Annotated in this window: 17 protein-coding genes; 5 read left to right on the top strand and 12 right to left on the bottom strand. The window is 60.7% G+C overall.

Annotated features, from left to right (window positions below; translation table 11 throughout):
* Positions 1-89 precede the first annotated feature (89 nt).
* Both AC25BC_RS14285 and AC25BC_RS14290 read right to left on the bottom strand, forming a co-directional pair.
* Positions 90-1,682, bottom strand: coding sequence for a hypothetical protein (locus AC25BC_RS14285; protein ID WP_113545203.1), 1,593 nt, complete (start codon positions 1,680-1,682; stop codon positions 90-92).
* A gap of 164 nt (positions 1,683-1,846) precedes the next feature.
* Positions 1,847-2,092, bottom strand: a complete 246-nt coding sequence (locus AC25BC_RS14290) for a DUF2164 domain-containing protein (protein WP_012758263.1) — start codon at positions 2,090-2,092, stop codon at positions 1,847-1,849.
* A gap of 132 nt (positions 2,093-2,224) precedes the next feature.
* On the opposite strand from AC25BC_RS14290, the gene AC25BC_RS14295 reads away from it, so the two are divergent.
* The gene (locus AC25BC_RS14295) at positions 2,225-2,956 is read left to right on the top strand and encodes an AzlC family ABC transporter permease (protein WP_012758264.1); all 732 of its coding nucleotides are present in this window, start codon (positions 2,225-2,227) and stop codon (positions 2,954-2,956) included.
* A gap of 3 nt (positions 2,957-2,959) precedes the next feature.
* Positions 2,960-3,268 carry an AzlD family protein gene (locus tag AC25BC_RS14300; protein ID WP_012758265.1) on the top strand — a complete coding sequence of 103 codons (309 nt, stop codon included), beginning with the start codon at positions 2,960-2,962 and terminating at the stop codon, positions 3,266-3,268.
* A gap of 69 nt (positions 3,269-3,337) precedes the next feature.
* On the opposite strand, the gene AC25BC_RS14305 is transcribed toward AC25BC_RS14300, so the two are convergent.
* On the bottom strand, positions 3,338-5,173 hold the full coding sequence (locus tag AC25BC_RS14305; protein WP_032996676.1) for an aminopeptidase P family protein: 1,836 nt from the start codon (positions 5,171-5,173) through the stop codon (positions 3,338-3,340).
* Positions 5,174-5,452: 279 nt separating this feature from the next.
* Here AC25BC_RS14305 and AC25BC_RS14310 point away from each other — a divergent pair, with 279 nt between their 5' ends.
* Entirely contained in the window at positions 5,453-5,626 is a 174-nt protein-coding gene (locus AC25BC_RS14310) for a hypothetical protein (RefSeq protein ID WP_012758267.1), read from the top strand.
* Positions 5,627-6,043: 417 nt separating this feature from the next.
* On the opposite strand, the gene AC25BC_RS14315 is transcribed toward AC25BC_RS14310, so the two are convergent.
* Both AC25BC_RS14315 and AC25BC_RS14320 read right to left on the bottom strand, forming a co-directional pair.
* Positions 6,044-6,922 carry a 50S ribosomal protein L11 methyltransferase gene (locus AC25BC_RS14315; protein WP_012758268.1) on the bottom strand — a complete coding sequence of 293 codons (879 nt, stop codon included), beginning with the start codon at positions 6,920-6,922 and terminating at the stop codon, positions 6,044-6,046.
* A 68-nt stretch (positions 6,923-6,990) separates the two neighbouring features.
* Complete coding sequence (locus AC25BC_RS14320; protein WP_012758269.1) at positions 6,991-7,593, bottom strand: SCO family protein; 603 nt, start codon at positions 7,591-7,593, stop codon at positions 6,991-6,993.
* Positions 7,594-7,912: 319 nt separating this feature from the next.
* Here AC25BC_RS14320 and AC25BC_RS14325 point away from each other — a divergent pair, with 319 nt between their 5' ends.
* A complete protein-coding gene (locus AC25BC_RS14325; protein WP_003541378.1) occupies positions 7,913-8,383 on the top strand; it encodes a chemotaxis protein CheW in 471 nt (156 codons plus the stop codon).
* 109 nt (positions 8,384-8,492) lie between these two features.
* Here AC25BC_RS14325 and AC25BC_RS14330 read toward each other — a convergent pair whose 3' ends face one another.
* Both AC25BC_RS14330 and AC25BC_RS14335 read right to left on the bottom strand, forming a co-directional pair.
* The gene (locus AC25BC_RS14330; protein WP_012758270.1) at positions 8,493-8,987 is read right to left on the bottom strand and encodes a CreA family protein; all 495 of its coding nucleotides are present in this window, start codon (positions 8,985-8,987) and stop codon (positions 8,493-8,495) included.
* Between the two features lie 79 nt (positions 8,988-9,066).
* A complete protein-coding gene (locus AC25BC_RS14335; protein WP_128406817.1) occupies positions 9,067-9,657 on the bottom strand; it encodes a 3'-5' exonuclease in 591 nt (196 codons plus the stop codon).
* Between the two features lie 284 nt (positions 9,658-9,941).
* On the opposite strand from AC25BC_RS14335, the gene AC25BC_RS14340 reads away from it, so the two are divergent.
* Positions 9,942-10,478, top strand: coding sequence for a GNAT family N-acetyltransferase (locus tag AC25BC_RS14340; RefSeq protein ID WP_012758272.1), 537 nt, complete (start codon positions 9,942-9,944; stop codon positions 10,476-10,478).
* Between the two features lie 31 nt (positions 10,479-10,509).
* Here the strand turns inward: AC25BC_RS14340 and ligA are convergent, their stop codons facing one another.
* The 5 genes from ligA to lpxC all read right to left on the bottom strand — a co-directional run bounded on the left by ligA (position 10,510) and on the right by lpxC (position 17,363).
* Entirely contained in the window at positions 10,510-12,666 is a 2,157-nt protein-coding gene (gene ligA / locus AC25BC_RS14345; RefSeq protein WP_012758273.1) for an NAD-dependent DNA ligase LigA, read from the bottom strand.
* 307 nt (positions 12,667-12,973) lie between these two features.
* Positions 12,974-13,501, bottom strand: a complete 528-nt coding sequence (locus AC25BC_RS14350; RefSeq protein ID WP_012758274.1) for a DUF6886 family protein — start codon at positions 13,499-13,501, stop codon at positions 12,974-12,976.
* A gap of 99 nt (positions 13,502-13,600) precedes the next feature.
* Positions 13,601-15,274: a DNA repair protein RecN gene (gene recN / locus AC25BC_RS14355; RefSeq protein ID WP_012758275.1), complete on the bottom strand. Its 1,674-nt coding sequence runs from the start codon at positions 15,272-15,274 to the stop codon at positions 13,601-13,603.
* A 5-nt stretch (positions 15,275-15,279) separates the two neighbouring features.
* Complete coding sequence (locus AC25BC_RS14360) at positions 15,280-16,149, bottom strand: outer membrane protein assembly factor BamD (RefSeq protein WP_027683752.1); 870 nt, start codon at positions 16,147-16,149, stop codon at positions 15,280-15,282.
* A 257-nt stretch (positions 16,150-16,406) separates the two neighbouring features.
* Positions 16,407-17,363 (bottom strand): UDP-3-O-acyl-N-acetylglucosamine deacetylase, encoded by a 957-nt coding sequence (lpxC, locus tag AC25BC_RS14365; protein WP_012758277.1) that lies wholly within the window; start codon positions 17,361-17,363, stop codon positions 16,407-16,409.
* Between the last annotated feature and the right edge of the window lie 236 nt (positions 17,364-17,599).

The raw sequence follows: 17,599 nt of genomic DNA on the forward strand, positions 1-17,599 counted from the left end.
TGCCGCCGCGATCGGCGAGATGCCGGCGCATGGCATCACAATGATCAAATGCGTGGGCGTGTTGTGCGAATAAGCTGCTGGCTGGCATCTTATTTCAGCACGTAGACGTCGAACGTCTCATCGCTTCCGGCAACCGTGCCGAAGCGCTTGATGAGGTTTGTCGCGCTCTGGAATGCAGAAATGTCTTCCGGCGTCAGAGACAATCGCCAAACGTAGCTTTCACGCAGGGAGACGGGCGCAGTAATCTGATCAAGCCGCTGCGAAAGAAGAATGACGACCGGCACATGTTCACTCTGCTGCAATCGATGTGCCGTTTGCAGAATATCGGCAAGGCTGAGCGAAAGCCGGGCGTTGCGGGTATATCGCACGATGGCGCCGAACCGCTCCTCCCGCAGAAGATAGGTGCGGTTGGGGACGTAATAGGGCAAGGCTTCCACCAGGTAGTCGGGATCCGCCATAATGACCGCATCCTTGAGATCGGGGCGCGATTGAATGAACGCACCGAGATCCTTGCTTCGGCTCAGGGGTATTTCGGCGATGAAGGCCTGATTGATCTTTTCGATACCGGACACGACCTGTAGCGCCAGCAATATCAGGAAGCAGAGACGTCCGAACTTTACGAAGCCGCCGGCAGCCTCGATGCCGGCAGCGCGCGTCCGCTCGCGCTGAGTATGTGTGGTCAAGGCGGTGATCGCGATCATGAAAACCAGCCAGAGCGCCTGATGTCTGTATCCACCGGGATAGACAAGCGTAAAAAGCAGCGAAAGCCCTACGAGAACCAGTCCGGCTGCGATCATCGCCGGCCGCCGGTGCGCCAGCGCCAGCAGGCTGCCATAGATGAGCACGGACATCAACGCTGCGAAAATCCGGGAGGCCAGCGGATATGCCACGACCAGTTCAAGGACGCTGTTGGGATAGAATTCCATAAAATGGGAACTGGGCGCGGCGAGTGCACCAAGGGCAAGCAAAGCGAAATTCTTGCCACTGAGATCGTTCTGCCCCGTATCGTTGAAGGTCGGATAGACTGTTACGAAACATAGAACAATTCCAACCGCGGCAATGGCAGCGGCTGTCGCAAAGGCCCGATATTCTGTCACAGCAGGCCTTGGCCGCGCCAGAATTAAGTCGAAAAACCAATAGGCGAGGAAGCCGCCGACGAGGACGACCGAATGGACGTTGGTATTTGCCTGCAAGGCAAACAATAGGCCGAGCAATAGCCCGTTGCGTGTTCCTTTCTCCCAACTCAGGACGATAAGGAAAATCACCAGCATGCTGATGCCGTAATTTCGCGACATCGCGGCATAATCGTAAACCGAAAAGCTGCTGAACAGCGACAGCAGCATGATGGAAAGCGGCAGTTTCAGCCTGAAAACAAGAAGATAGGCCGCGGTCGCTGCAATCGTCAGTGCGACGATCTTTAGGACGACAGGTGAGCCGACCAGAACATAGGCGGCGCGCAGCAGGATATACCAGAGAGCAGGATGACCCTCGCCATGCATCTGGCGAAGCATATCGATGAAATTATCCCCCTGGAGGGCGAGTGACAAAGCACGAACTTCGTCACGCCAGACCGTTTCGAACCAGCAAAGCGCAGACGCCAACGCAAGCCAGACCATAAAGATCAACGCCTTGCCAAGCTTGGCGGATCGAGGTTCATCGATAGCAGAGACAATCACGGCCAAATAACACGCAACCCGGTGAACGAAAGCGTCACGACCATATCGGCGCAGAAATAATTTGGCGTTAAGTGAAGGCCATCTTTTGATTTCAGGGGCGCTGAAGCATGTCGCGCAAACTGGGCAGCGGTTTAAACGCGACAAGCGAATCTGAAAGATCGTGGCGCGCTTTAGAATTTTTCCTCCCTCTCAAGAAGATGGATGTCTTCGGCTAGGTCTTCCATTCTCTGCAACAAGGCGGCCTGGGCATCTCTTAGCCCTCGATTGTAGAAGTACGGCCCTATCTCCTCGGCGAAGAAGTCAAGCAGGAATTCAGCCGGCAATGCACCGATGGGATCGAGTTCCCGGTCGAAATAAGCGCGGATGCGCGAAACGATCTCAGCCTTTTCTTCCTTCGAAAACTCGATCTTCTTCATGTTTGCCTCTTTACCGAATGCGATCAGGACTTTGATGGTTCAGCGAAATCGATTGGTCAATCAATGAAATTCAATTGCCGTTGCAAGCCGTAGACCATAAGGGGAAACCTGAATTCCAACAGGAAAGATCGCATGAATCGCGCCGACTTTGTTGAAGGTTTGCGAGGCGGCTCCGCCGTTGCGCTGGCATCGGCGCCCTTTGGCGCGCTCTTCGGAGCGCTTGCGGTCGAAAATGGCATGTCGCTCTCCGAAGCCGCCTTCATGAGCGCCACCGTCTATGCCGGCGCCAGCCAGATGGTTGGCATCGAACTCTTCGGTCACAATGTCCACGCCTGGCTGATTGTGCTGTCGATCCTCGCCGTCAATTTCCGCCACGTGCTCTATTCGGCGGCGCTGGCGCGCTACATCGGCCACTTCACGCCGGTGCAGAAATTCTTCACCTTCTTCCTGCTCGTCGATCCGCAATTCGCCGAAGCAGTAAAGCGCGCCGAGAGCGGCCGGCAACTCACCTTCGCCTGGTATTTCGGCTTTGCCATCATCATCTACATTCCCTGGGTGCTGATCAGCGTCGCCGGCGGCATGCTCGGCGGCTTCATCGGCGATCCCAAGGCCATCGGCCTCGACATCCTGCTGCCGGCCTATTTCCTCGGCATCGTCCTCGGCTTCCGCAAGCGAGACAATTTCCTGCCTGTGGCGCTCGTCAGCGCAGTGGCTTCCGTGTTCGCCTACCGTTACGTCGGCTCGCCCTGGCATGTCAGCCTCGGTGCTGCCGCCGGCATCGTGCTCGCCGCCGTGCTGCCTTTGCCGCCGCAACAGCCAGACCTCGAAGCCGACGCCCTTCAATCCGAAGTGCACGAGGTCTGAGCCATGGAATTCGATCTACACATGGCGCTCGTTATCCTCGCCGCAGCCGCCGCCACCTTCGCCACCCGCATCGGCGGCTATATCCTCATCACCCGAATGAAGAGCATCCCCCCGCGCATGGAGGCGGCGCTGAATGCCGTGCCGGCCGCCGTGCTGACGACGCTGGTTGCCCCCGCTTTCTTCATCGGCGGCTGGGAATCGAAGCTGGCGCTGATCGTCGCCCTCTTCATCGGCCTGCGCTTCAGCCATACATGGATGCTGGTCGCCGCCTGGATCGTCGTGATGACCTGGCGCCACACGATCGGCGTCTGAGCACCGGCCCGAAAGCCGGCGCAGAAATTCAAGGCATTGCAGCGTCGCCGACGCCGTAATACCGCTTTCTCAATATTCCAGCGGCAGCGTCGCGTTTTCGAGCCACGCCCTGACATCGTGATCGTGGATGAGCGGCATCAGCGCCTCGCATGTGCGGCGATGATAGTCGTTGAACCAGTGCAGCTCGTCGTGGGTCAGAAGCTCGGGAATGACGAGACTGCGGTCGATCGGGCAGAAAGTCAGCGTCTCGAATCCGAGCATCGGCGCATCGCCGCCCTCGATCTCCTCGGCCCCGCGCACATAGATCAGGTTCTCGATGCGGATGCCGAAGCTGCCGGGCCGGTAATAGCCCGGCTCGTTCGAAAGGATCATGCCGGGCAGCAGTTCCTGTGTCGACAGCCTGGAGATGCGCTGCGGCCCCTCATGCACCGAGAGATAGGAGCCGACGCCGTGGCCTGTGCCGTGAGCGAAATCGGCGCCGGCCCGCCACAGTGCGATGCGCGCCAGCGGATCGAGATCGCAGCCGCGCGTGCCCTTCGGGAAACGCGCGGTGCTGATCTCTATCATCCCCTTCAGCACCAGCGTGAAGAAGCGCCGATGCTCTTCCGAAACTCTGCCGATGCCGACGGTGCGGGTGATGTCGGTCGTACCGTTGATATATTGCGCGCCGGAATCGATCAAAAAGAGTTCGCCGGCCTCGATCATCCGGTTGGTCTCGGTCGTCACGCGGTAATGCATGATCGCCGCATGTTCGCCGGCGCCCGAAATCGTGTCGAAGGAAATGTCCTTCAGCGGGTTCTGCACGCTCTGGCCGACGCGGGCGCGCGCCGCTTCGAGATGCTCGGCGGCCGTGATCTCGCTCACCGTGCCGGGCTTGGTCTGCGACAGCCAATAGAGGAATTCCACCATCGCCGCACCGTCCTGCAGATGCGCGGCGGCCGAGCCGTTGATCTCGACGTCGTTCTTCACCGCACGCGGCAGCTTGGCGGGATCGGCGCCCTCCACCACTTCGCCGCCCGCCTTGCGGATGATCTCGGCCAGCGCATAGGCGGCGATGTCAGGGTCGATCAGCACGCGGCCGCCATCCCTGGAAACGGCAGCGAGCTTTTCTTCCAGCACCGATGGTGGCAACTGGGTGCAAATCTGCGCGAGATAGGCCTCCGGCTCGATGCCGGTCTTGCGCTTGTCGAGGAAGATCTCGGCCCGCCCGTCGGCATGGATGATGGCACGCGCCAGCGGATGCGGCGTATGCGGCACGTCGGCGCCGCGGATATTGAAGGTCCAGGCGACCGAAGAGGGATCGGCGATCAGCACCGCCGCAAGGTTCTTCTTCGAAAGATCAGCGGCGATCGTCGCGATCTTCTCTCTCGCCAGCACGCCGGCCTGCGCCACGTTCTGGATGTTGACCGCGCCGAGCGGCTCGGCCGGTCGGTCAGCCCAAAGCCTGTCGAGCGGATTGTGCGGCAGGAATATCAGCGTTCCGCCGATCTGCGACAGCGCTTTTTCCAGACGGCGCACCTCAGCCCCTGCGTGCAGCCAGGGGTCAATGCCGAGCCGCAGCCCCTTGGCTCCGTTTCCGGCAAGCCAGAGATGTGGCGGCTCGTTGACGAGATCGCCGCCCGAAAAGACCGAACCGTCGACCTGTTCGGCAAGCTGCGTCACATAGCGTCCGTCGACGAAGACGATCGCCTGCGTGCGCAGGATCAGCGCAATGCCGGCCGAGCCGGTAAAGCCCGTCAGCCATGCCAAGCGCTCTGAACATGCGGGAACATATTCGCCGTTGAATTCATCGGCGCGCGGCACGAGGAAGGCGTCGATGCCGAGCGAATCGAAACCGGCGCGCAGCGCCGATACACGATCCCTGCCGAATTGCGGCGTGGAGGTAACCTCGAAAGACTGGAACATGCTGGAAACCCGAATGATTGAGACGAATCCGGTTAATGGAATGCCGGCCATGTTAGCGAAATTTCAACCGATGGGGAGAAAAAGCGACCAAACGAGTCGAAACCCCTGGGGCCGCTCAACATTTTGACGGAACTGTGACGCCAAAAGTTAATTTGGCACGCTTTATGCATTGGCCGCATGGCTCCCATGAGCAAAACCCTCTGCCTCCGCATTTCAGAATAGCTATATAGGCGTCATCGAACGGTTCGCGATGAACCTGTAAACAAAGGAATTCTTGAAATGACCGCCTCTCTCTCGCGCTTCGCATATAGCAGCCCGGTGCAGGCTGGCGAACGCCAGACCGTGCGTCACGTAATCGGCGCCCGCCGCCCGCAGAACGAGGACAGCCTCAAGCTGCTCGGCGCCGGCCAGCGGGCCACGCGCCACAAGGGCGCCCTCAGCTACGCGTTCTAAGCCTGAAAGCCAGTCCGTCTCCTCCCTCCCGGACCGGCCTATTGGAATGCAGTAGAGCCCGCTTGAGCGCTCCTCCCCTTGAGCTCGCGGGCATTGACCGGATAGACCGGTCCAAGGCGGTGCCATCGGCACCGCCTTTTTTGTTGTCTTCAACAAGGTGACGGAGCGGCTCCGTTTCGATAAGGCGGTGCGGCACCCGCCACCGCCCTCATCCCTGTGCTTGTCACAGGGATCTAGTGCGCCCAAGTCCTTGGGCGCGGGAAACTCTCTTCAAGCTCGTATGGAGTTATTCACCGCGCAGACGCGCGGTGGCTGGATCCCTGTGACGGGCACAGGGATGAGGGTGGGGACGAGGCGCGTTGCCTTAAGCATGGCATGCGTTTGCAGGAGCAATCACCTGCTCACAGCCTTGAAAAATCAAGGCCGATCGAGATGAATAGTCACCCAGCCATTGCGCCAGATGGTTCTGACATGGCGAAGCCTCGCGCCACTATAGGCGGCAATCACCTTCCAGCGTTGCCCGGCAAGGATGCCGGAGAGAATAACTGATCCGCCAGGCGCAAGATGCGTCGCAAGCTTCGGCGCCATGCGGATCAGCGGCCGCGCGAGAATATTGGCGATGATGAGATCGAAGGGACCCTGCTCTGAAAAGGCGGTCGAATGAAAGCCCGGTGCGGTCCTGGTGACGATGCCCGAGGCGATGCCGTTGCGGCGCACGTTCTCGGCCGCCACCTTCGTCGCGATCGGATCGATGTCGGTCGCAAGCACCGGTATGTTCCTGAGCTTGCGCACCGCAATCGCCAGTACGCCGCTGCCGGTGCCGAGATCGAGCGCGTTGCGGACCAGGCGCGAGCGCACCACGGCATCGATCACCTCGAGGCAGCCGGCCGTCGTTCCGTGATGGCCAGTGCCGAAGGCCTGGCCGGCATCGATCTCGATGGCAATGTCGCCGGGGCGGATCTTATTGCGGTCATGCGAGCCATGCACCAGGAAACGCCCTGCCCTGACGGGCTTCAGTCCCTCCAGCGATTTCACCACCCAGTCGATTTCGGGGATGACTTCCCGTTCCAGCCGGGCCGCGGGGAAAGAGGCCTTCAATGCGTCCTCGACCCGGGATTGCACCTCAGTCTCGTCCTCGGCCATCATATAGATCGAGGCTTCCCAGATATCCTTCTTCTCATCGATCTCGGTGGTGCCGATGGCAAAGTCTTCTTCACCGAAGACCGTGCTCAGAAGGTCGAGGATCTCTTCGGCCTTGCTTTCGGTCGTCGTCACGTAAAGGCGGATTTCACTCACGATAGGCGGTCTTTCCCGTTTCCGTTGCCCGCCATCGGTCGAGCCAACGCCCCATCACGCTGAAACCATCACCCCTTGTTGACGAGATTCTCTAGCTTCTTTACCGCCGTGTCCGGGTTTTCGCCATAGGCGATTGTTCCGGAAAACCGCCCGGCCGAATCAAGCAGGAAGACCGAGGCGGTGTGATCCATCGTATAGTCGCCATTCGGATCCTTCTCGTCGACCGGCACCTTCTTGGCGTAGACGCGGAACCCCTTGATAACCTCGGCGATCTTGTCAGGCGCGCCGGAAATGCCGGTGATGCGCTTGGAAACGTTGGAGACGTATTCGTTCATGATCTCAGGCGTGTCGCGCTCCGGATCGACGGTCACGAAATAGGCCTGCAGCTTGTCGCCCTTCGGATCGACCTTCTCCATCCAGCCGTTCAGCTCGAAAAGCGTCGTCGGGCAGACTTCCGGGCAATGGGTGAAGCCGAAAAACAGCGCCGTCGGCTTGCCGCGCAGCGCCTGCTCGGTGATCGGCTGTCCGTTCTGGGAGACCAGGGTGAAGGGTACGCCGAAGGGCGGTTCGGCCACCACATCCTTCGACTTCGTCAGGTCGAGCGTAAACGCTCCGAGAAACCCGGCAAGTATCAGGACACCGACCCAAACGGCGATGCGGAATGTCTTCATTGGCATGATCCTCAATCCAGGCGGATGTGCCGCCCGCCCCTGCTGGCGTGATTATAGCCTCGACCGAAGGCGCGCAATTCAAGAATATGTTTTCGAACCCGTGTTGAATTGACTCACCGGTAGAAACTGCCACGGCAACGAAATCCGCCCTCAGGAATCTGCACGGATCAAAAATGCATGTGTTTGAATAGCTTACCTCTGGAGAGACGGCCAATCCGAAAATACATATCGTTAGGAAAGACTTAAGCCGTCACATCTATATTTAACGACGGTTCTACATCGCCTCTCCCGCTGGGGACAACTGGGAAGAATTCTGACCATGAACAACAATAACGCCATCAAGCAGTCGGGCGCTTATCTCGAAATCGTTTCGTTCCACCTGGGCGATCAGGAATTCTGCATCGACATCATGGCCATCCGCGAAATCCGCGGCTGGGCGCCGGTGACGCCGATGCCGCACACCCCGCCCTACGTCTTGGGTCTCATCAACCTGCGCGGCGCCGTGATCCCCGTTATCGACATGGCCTGCCGCCTCGGCATGAAGATGACCGAGCCCTCCGAGCGCTCGGCGATCATCGTCACCGACATCGCCGGCAAGCTGGTCGGCCTGCTGGTCGAGCAGGTTTCCGACATGATGACCATCAAGAGCGAAGACCTTCAGCCGCCGCCGGAAATCATCCCGGAAGCCCAGCGCGCTTTCTGCCGCGGCATCGTCGCGCTCGAAAAGACCATGGTCTGCTTCCTGAACCTCGACACGGTCATTGCCGACGAGTTGACGCAGGCCGCCTGAGGGCTATCCATTTCTGGAATTCGAAGGCCCGGCTCGTCCGGGCCTTTTTGATTTTGCAATGAGCGAAAAAGGGAGGCGCCGCTCTTTCCAAAATCTCACCGCAGAAACCCTATTGCGGCTTCCCGTTCTTCCAGGTCACGCTTTGCCCATAGAGCGGAATGGTCGAGATCGACATCTTCGCCGAGCCGTCGGTCAGTTCGCGCGAATGAGCGAGATAGATCAGCGTGTCGTTCGTCTTGTCGTAGATGCGGTTGACGACCAGAGTCTTCCAGATCAGCGACATGCCCTGGCGAAACACCTCGCTGCCATCCTTGGACAGGTCGATATTGCCGATCTCGATCGGCCCGGTCTGCCGGCAGGCAATGGAGTTGTTGGACGGGTCCTCGAACCAGTTGCCGTTCTTGAGCCGGTCGATCAGGCTGCGGTCGAAATAGGTGACGTGGCAGGTAACGCCCTTGACCTCAGGGTCGGAGACCGCCTCGACGATGATGTCGTTGCCGATCCAGTCGACCCCAACCTTGCCGACGACTTCGGCCGAGGCAGCACCTGTGGAAAGGGCGGCGAAAGAGAAGGCGGCGAGGAGAAGATTGCGCAGTCTGGACATGGCGGCTCCCTGAATAACCCGCATTCTAGATAAGCACGCACCCATGCTTTGCAAGAAAACGGCGTTTGCGGAAAAGGGGTCAGCCTTTTCGGCAGGTGCAGGGCTCATAGGCCTGCGCCGTCAGCCGACCTGGCTTCATGCCGATCAACGACGGTATGGCGTGGACGGCATGGGCCTTGACCGCCCTTGCCATCTCGATGGCGGCCGCTGCGCAGACGGCGGCATCTTCAGCGGCGTTGTGGTGCACGAAACGCAGGCCGAGATGCTCGGCGATCAGGTTCAGCCGGTGCGAGAGGAAATGCGGCCAGATCCGCTGCGCCATCTTCAGGCTGCAGAGATAGGTAAGCTCCGGATAGGATTGCCGGTAGAGATCGAGGCTCGCCCGCCAGACGCTGAAATCGAAGGCGGCATTGTGCGCGATCATCGTCGCGCCGCTGATATCCTCGTGAAACTCGTCCATCACCTCGGGAAACTCGGGCGCATCCTCGACATGCTCCGGCCGGATGCCGTGGATTGCGATGTTCATCCCGGAAAAGCGCATCTCTCGCGGCCGGATCAGCCGCTCCTCGACGCGCGTCACCCTGCCGTCCTCGATCCAGGCAAGGCCGACGGAACAGGCGCTGCCGCGCTGCTCGTTCGCCGTCTCGAAGTCAATCGCGATGGTCTTCAAAATCAGCAACCCGAATCGTTTCTTCGGGAACAGGAATACCGCCCCGCTTCCGGCCGCGCAAATTCGACACGACGCCCGATTGACTTTTTAACCCGCATATCGAAACTTGTTGCCATGATCGGTTCCCTAACCATGGCAGCGCTTATCCATCACGCCACGACCCTTGAAGGGTACGCGGGAGCGATGGCGCGTTAGCAGCGATCCGATCATCATCCCGAAACCCTGCCGAGGCGAGCAGGGTTTTCGGAAACCGGCTCTCCTCCCGACACCGATGGAGAGCATGAATGTCCGAAAACGAAGAGAATGAACCTCGTGGCCGAGCGCGCCTGCCGGATGGCGTCCTTGTGCGCGCCGTCCGCCTGTCCGATGCGGAGGAGATCACCGATCTCATAAATCTGCCGGGCTACCGGGCCGGCACCTTGCGGCCGCCCTACCAGCGGGTCGAGGAAGTTCGCAAACACATGGAAAATCCGTCGCCCGGCGCGCTCAACCTCGTCGTCACCCAGGACGGCAAAATCGTCGGCAATAGCGGCCTCAACCGTCTTTCCGGCCGCAGGCAGCACGTCGCCAGCATAGGCATGGGTGTGCATGACGACTTCACCGGCCGCGGCTTCGGACGGATCTTGCTCGGAGCAATGGTCGATGCTGCCGACGACTGGCTCGATATCAAACGGCTGGAACTGACCGTCTACACCGATAACGATGTCGCCATCGGCCTCTACCAGAAATTCGGCTTCGAGCAGGAAGGCCTGCTGAAGGCCTTCGGATATCGCGCCGGTCAATATGTCGATGCCTATACGATGGCGCGGCTCAGGCTTTGAGCAAACGGGCTGGCGGCTTGCCGTCAGCCCCTCACCCGCTGATCAGCGCCAGCCACTCGTCCTCGTCCATCGTCTGCACGCCGAACTCACGCGCCTTGTCGAGCTTGGAGCCGGCGCCGGGGCCGGCGACGACGATGTCGGTCTTCTTGGAGACTGATCCCGCCACCTTGGCGCCGAGACTTTCCGCCCTCGCCTTCGCCTCGTCGCGGGTGAACTTTTCAAGCGAGCCGGTGAAAACCACGGTCTTGCCGGCGACCGGGCTGCCTGCCGTCTTCGGTTGTTCGGCCTCCTCGGGCGTCACTTCCTCAATAAGCCGGGTGATCACCTCGACATTGCGCGGCTCCTTGTAGAATTCGACGATGGCCCGCGCCACGACCTCGCCGATACCCTCGATGGCGTTGAGATCATTCCAGGCGTCACCGGAAAGCGCCTCGGCCTCGCGCATTGCGGTTTCAAAGGCCGCATAGGTGCCGTAGGAGCGCGCCAAGAGCTTCGCTGTGGTCTCGCCGACATGACGGATGCCGAGCGCGTAGATGAAGCGGTGGAGCGCAATGCTGCGCCGTTCGGTGATCGCCGCATAGAGCTTGCCGACGCTGACCTTGCCGAAGCCGTCGATATTCTCTAGCTTGGTCAGCGATTGCTGCTGACGCTTCTCCAGCGTGAAGATATCGGGCGCAGTGCGGATCTGCAGCGACGCGTCCTCGTTTTCGAAAAAGAAGTCGATCTGCTTCGAGCCGAGCCCTTCAATATCGAAAGCGTTGCGCGAAACGAAGTGCTTCAAATGCTCCGTCGCCTGCGCCCTGCAGATGAAGCCGCCGGTGCAGCGGGTGACCGAATCGAGCTTGCCGGTCTTCTCATGTCTTTCACGCACGGCATGCGACCCGCAGACCGGGCAGGTCTTCGGAAATTCATAGGGCCTGGCCTCGGCCGAGCGCTTCTCCATGACGACGTCAAGCACCTGCGGAATCACATCGCCGGCGCGCTGCACAATGACGGTATCGCCAATGCGGATATCGTGCTCGTCGGCGCGGATGCGCTCGCCGCTATTGCCGATGCCCCTGATGTAATCCGCGTTGTGTAGCGTCGCATTGGTGACGACCACGCCACCGACGGTGATCGGCGTCAATCGCGCGACAGGGGTCAAGGCGCCGGTGCGGCCGACTTGAATGTCGATATTCTCGACGATAGTGAAAGCCTGTTCGGCAGGGAACTTGTGCGCCGTCGCCCAGCGTGGTGAACGCGAGCGGAAACCGAGACGGGCCTGCAACTCGAGACTGTCGACCTTATAGACGACGCCGTCGATGTCGTAGTCGAGATCCGGGCGCTCAAGGCCGATCTCGTCATAATGCGTCAGGATGTCGGCGACCGAGTTCAATCGTTTCACCAGCGGATTGACCGGAAAACCCCAGTCCTTGAAGGTCTGCACCATCCCAAATTGCGTATCGGCCGGCATTTCCGACATCTCGCCCCAGGCGTAGGCGAAGAATTTCAGCTTGCGGCTCGCCGTCACCTTGGCGTCGAGCTGGCGCAGCGATCCGGCAGCCGTATTGCGCGGATTGACATAGGTCTGCTTACCCTCCGCCTCCATCTGCCGGTTCAGCGCCAGGAAGTCGCTCTTGGCCATGTAGACCTCACCGCGGATCTCGACGACAGCGGGCACGCCTTTCGGCAGCTCGTTGGGGATCTCGGCGATGGTCCGGATGTTGGCAGTGACGTTCTCCCCCGTCGTGCCGTCGCCACGCGTTGCAGCGGTCACCAGCCTGCCGTTTTCATAACGGATCGACATCGAGAGACCGTCGATCTTCGGCTCGGCGGTAAAGGCGATCGACTGGTCCGGCAGCCGGCCGAGGAAACGATAGACGCCGGCGACAAAATCCTGCACGTCCTCCTGCGAGAAGGTGTTGTCGAGCGACAACATCGGCCGCGCGTGGACGACAGGCGAAAAAGTGACGGAGGGCGCCGCACCGACATGCCGCGATGGGCTGTCTTCGCGGATCAACTCGGGAAAGCGCACTTCCAGCGCATCGTTGCGGCGCTTCAGCGCGTCGTAATCGGCATCCGAAATCTCCGGCCGGTCCTTGCCGTGATAGAGCGCATCGTGATGTGCGATCTCCTTTGCCAGCCGTTCGAGCTCGGCGGCAGCCTCTTCGATCGTCAACGTATCGACGGCGGAACTTTCGGTGGACATGGAACATCACTCCAGAGAATCTGCATTGTTTTTTAGAGCAAAATTTCCGGATGAAAAGAGAGGCCGCGTATCCGCCATCGGGATGATCGGCCTGCTCAGCTCTCCTCCCTCATTCATGTGCCTGTCACAGGAATCCAGCCACGGCGCCTCTGCGCCGTGAATGACACTCTCTTTCAGGGAAGAAGAATCTCCCGCGCCCAAGGACTTGGGCGCTGGATCCCTGTGACGAGCACAGGGATGAGGGAGATTGAGGTGAGCTTTCGCGCCGACTTTCATGCCGTGGAATCCTTGTCACCGCCCTATCCGGCTATTCCCAATCGTTCGCATTGCGCAGCCGGATACCACTGACATGCAGGCTCGTGCCCCAGAGCCCTTTCAGCGGCGTCAGCGTGTCCACCACCCTGAGATCCACCTTGCGCGGGGCAAACTCCCGGTCGAGCTGTGACATGGCGGCATGCTCTATCGGCACCACTCTCTTTCGGGCCACCCACATGCCAGCATCACCCAGATCCTCGAAGCCCTCGGCTGGCATCTCGTAACGATGGATCGTCTCCGCTTCGAGCCTTTCCATCCAACGGCGCTCGACGTAGGCGACGGCGCGCCAGTCGCCGAGCCAGTGCCGGCGTTCGGCCTCCGGCGTATCGGCCACCGCCCAGAGCAGGATGCGGGGACAATCGCGCGGAAAGAGATACAGGAAATCATGATGGGCATCGATTGCCCAGACGAGCGGACCGTTCAGCCATTCTCGGCCGGGCGCACGAGCAGAGGGGACGCGAACCGGGCGTGGCTCGAACGCCGCGATCCCGGAATCGTCGCTGAAATGGAAAAGTCGCATGGCTTGAGCTCGCCGCCGATCGAGAAGCTTCAGCGCATATCGCGCCACGGGATGATTGTCATCCCGCCGGCCTAAGCGGAAAGAGCGTCGGAAGAAAAATCAGCCGTTGCCGGCCAGCAGCCGCTTCGCCGCCGCCCGCGCCTCTTCGGTAACCGAAGCCCCGGCCAGCATACGGGCGATCTCCTCGGTGCGATCCTTCTGCGCCATCGTCGCGACGCGGGTGGCAATCTTTTCCGAACCGTCGGCCGACGGTCCCTTGGAAATCAAGAGATGCGTCGCCGCCCGCGCCGCGACCTGCGGCGCATGCGTGACCGACAACACCTGCACCCGCTCCGACAGCCGCTTCAGCCGCTGACCGATCGCATCGGCCACCGCGCCGCCGACGCCGGTATCGATTTCGTCGAAGACGAGCGTCGGGGCCGATCCGCGATCGGCGAGCGCCACTTTCAGCGCCAGCAGGAAACGCGACAGTTCGCCGCCCGAGGCGACCTTCATGATCGAGCCCGGTCGCGTGCCCGGATTGGTCTGAACATGGAATTCGACGACGTCGATGCCTTCGGCCAGCGCCTCGCCCGCATCCGTGGTGATCTCGACCATGAAACGGGCGCGTTCGAGTTTCAGCGCCGGCAGCTCAGCCATGACGGCCCCAGCCAGTGCGGTGCCGGCATGATGGCGCTTGTCGGACAGCGAGCGCGCCGCCGCATCGTAATTTTCCCGCGCCAGGCCGACCTCGGCGTCGAGCCGAGCAAGCCGCTCCTCGCCCGCGTCGAGATCGGCAAGATCGGCGATCATGCGCACGGCAAGCGCCGGCAGCTCGGTGACGGGCACGGAATATTTGCGCGAGGCGGCCCTGAGCGCGAAAAGCCGCTCCTCCACCCGCTCCAGCTCTCTTGGATCGTATTCGGTCTTGCGCAGTGCCGCCTCGACTTCCATCTGCGCGTTGGAAAGCTGGTCCAGCGCGGCATCGAGCAGCGTCACGGTGTCTTCGAGCAGCCCCGGCGCCTCATGGCTCTTGCGCTCCAGCCGGCGCACCAGCGAGGCGATATGGGGCACGGGCGAGGCATTGCCGTTCAAGAATTCGGACGCCTCGGCGATATCGCCGGCGATTCGCTCGGCCTTCATCATCTTCTGCCGGCGATCGGCGAGTTCTTCCTCCTCGCCATCCTGCGGCGAGAGCTTCTCGAGCTCTTCGACCGACGAGCGCAGGTAGTCGGCTTCGCGCGCCGCGCTTTCCACCTTCTCCCGGTGGTTCTTCAGCGTCCGCTCGCTGTCGCGCCACAGGCGATAGAGCCGGGAGACTTCCGAAACCTCGTCGGTGAGGCCGGCAAAGGCATCGAGCAGGGTGCGGTGGGCATTGGTGTCGACAAGGGCGCGATCGTCGTGCTGGCCGTGAATTTCGACCAGCATCTGACCGGCCTGGCGCATCAGCTGCACGCTGACCGGCTGGTCGTTGACATAGGCCTTGGTGCGTCCGTCCGCCGATTGCTGACGGCGGAAGATCAGATCGCCCTCGTCGTCGATGCCGTTTTCACGCAGGAGTGTGCGGGCGCCGTGTTCCATGCCGACGTCGAACACCGCCGTCACCTGGCCCTTGTCCTCGCCATGACGCACCAGGTCGCCGTCGCCGCGTCCACCCAGCGCCAGCGACAGGCTGTCGAGCAGGATGGATTTACCCGCCCCGGTCTCGCCCGTCAGGACGGAGAGGCCGGTCTCGAAGGCAAGATCCAGCCGCTCGATCAGGACGATATCGCGGATCGAAAGCTGGATCAGCATTGGCCTCAGGAACCGAGAAGAAGTTTCTTGCCCGCTGCCGCGATCCACGAGCCCTTGTTTTCACGCGGCTCGGCACCGCCGCTCTGCAGCAGCTTGTAGGAATCAGCATACCACTGGCTGTCGGGATAATTGTGACCGAGAACGGCAGCGGCTGTCTGCGCCTCGTCGACGATGCCCATGGCGTAATAAGCTTCGACGAGACGCGCTAAGGCCTCTTCGATCTGGTTCGTATTCGGATATTTCTCGACGACGATACGGAAGCGCGAGATCGCGGCGAGATATTCCTTCCGCTCCATGTAGTAGCGGCCGATCTGCATTTCCTTGCCGGCGAGCTGGTCGCGCGAAAAGCGGATCTTGGCCTGTGCGTCGTCGACATATTCGGAGTTTGGATAATTGTCGATGACGGCCTGCATCGCCTCGATCGTCTTGGCCGAGGCGCGCTGGTCCTGCGTCACGTCGACGATCTGCTTGGAATAGGTGAGACCGATGAGATACTGCACATAGGCAGCATCCTGGGACTTCGGATATTGCGACATGTAGCGGTTGCCGGAAGCAAGCGCATCGTCCAAACGGCCTTGGCGGTATTTGACGAAGGTGCTCATCACAAGCGCCTTGCGCGCCCATTCGGAAAACGGGTTCTCGCGATCGATCGCGTCGAACTTGCGCGCCGCTTCCGCCATGTTGCCTGCCTTCATATTGGCCAGGCCCTGGGTGTAGAGCACGTCAGGCGGATCGGTTTCGAGACCGAGCTTGGTGATGTCGATGTCGGGATCCGACTGGCAACCGGAGATCGAGGCGCCTGCGCTGAGCACCAGAAGCGATGCGAACAAAGCGCGCGCTGTCTTCATCATACCTTCAGATCCTGCATAACCCATTCGAAAGAACCCCACTGCTGCCGCTCTCTCCACGGCAGCCACGCCTCGCTGGCGTTTCTAGCCACAAATGTGCATCAAGAGCAACGCAATGATAAGGCATTAACGCATTTTTGTGGCAGCAGCCGCAGAATGATCGGCTTTTCAACTTCTTCCCGAGCTGTGGCGGCTAGGCATCGGTCTATTGTCGCAGACACGGCCGGACATAAAAAAACCGCCTCCGGGAAAGAGGCGGCCTGGTCTTGAGAATATGCTGGAGGTCATGCCGACCAGGGAGCGAATTCCGAAGCACTGACCGCGATCAGTTCGCGGGCAGCGACGCGCTGGCGCGGCGTCGACGTCTCGACCACTTCGTAGGCGGAGGAATCGGCGAGCAGCGCCTTCAGCGCATTGGCATTCATCTTGTGACCGCCGCGATAGGAACGGTAGCAACCGATGAACTGGACGCCGGCAAGGGACAGATCGCCGACGGCATCGAGCGTCTTGTGGCGGACGAATTCATCCTTGGCGTAACGCAGCCCTTCGACGTTGATGACGGTGTTGTCGTCCGAGATGACGACGGAATTTTCGAGTGAGGACCCGAGCGCGTGGCCCGACGCCCAGAGACGTTCGACATCGCGCATGAAGCCGAAGGTGCGGGCGCGGGAAAGCTCGGCCTTGAAGACGGCGGGCGTCATATCGCCGGCCCACTTCTGCCGGCCGATCAGCGGGCACTCGAAATCGATTTCGACTTCGAAGCGTGTACCGTCATAGGGACGGAATTCGCTCCAGGAGCCGCCATGCTCAATTCGCACCGGCTTGGTGATACGGATATAGCGGCGCTTGACGCCGAGGGAGACGAGACCGACCTGCTCGATTGCCTCGACGAAGGGCAGCGAGCTTCCGTCCATGATCGGCATTTCGGAGCCCTGCACCTCGATCACCACATTGTCGAGGCCGAGCGCATAGACGGCGGCCATGACATGCTCGATCGTCGCAACCGAATGGGCCGGCGAGAAGCCGAGCACGGTGCAGAGGTCGGTATTGCCTACCTGCGAGGAGACGGCCTTGAGTTCGGTGATGTCGCCATTGTCATGCAGGCGCTGGAAAACGACGCCGGTGTCCGATTCGGCCGGGTTCAGGGTGATCGACACTTCCGCGCCCGAATGGACCCCGGTGCCCGAAAGCGTCACGGGACGCGATACCGTCGTTTGAAAACCCAGCAAGCCAATTGCCATAAACTCTGCCTTTTATTCTTCCGTACCGGCGGTCTGTCCGATCGGCACGGTCATCGTTCATTCTGCATAAGGAGCCGTCGAAAAGACTCCCAGGGCAGTTTTCTTGCGACCATACTTACGTGCGCCGACGCTCCAATCCAAATCACTGTTTCTTTCGCTTTGTTACGAAGTCACGCGATTGAAATTGCTCGCGAATCGCAGGCTGAAAAACAGCAATGCCCGGGACCTTGATCCCG

The organism is Rhizobium sp. WSM409, from assembly GCF_057653825.1.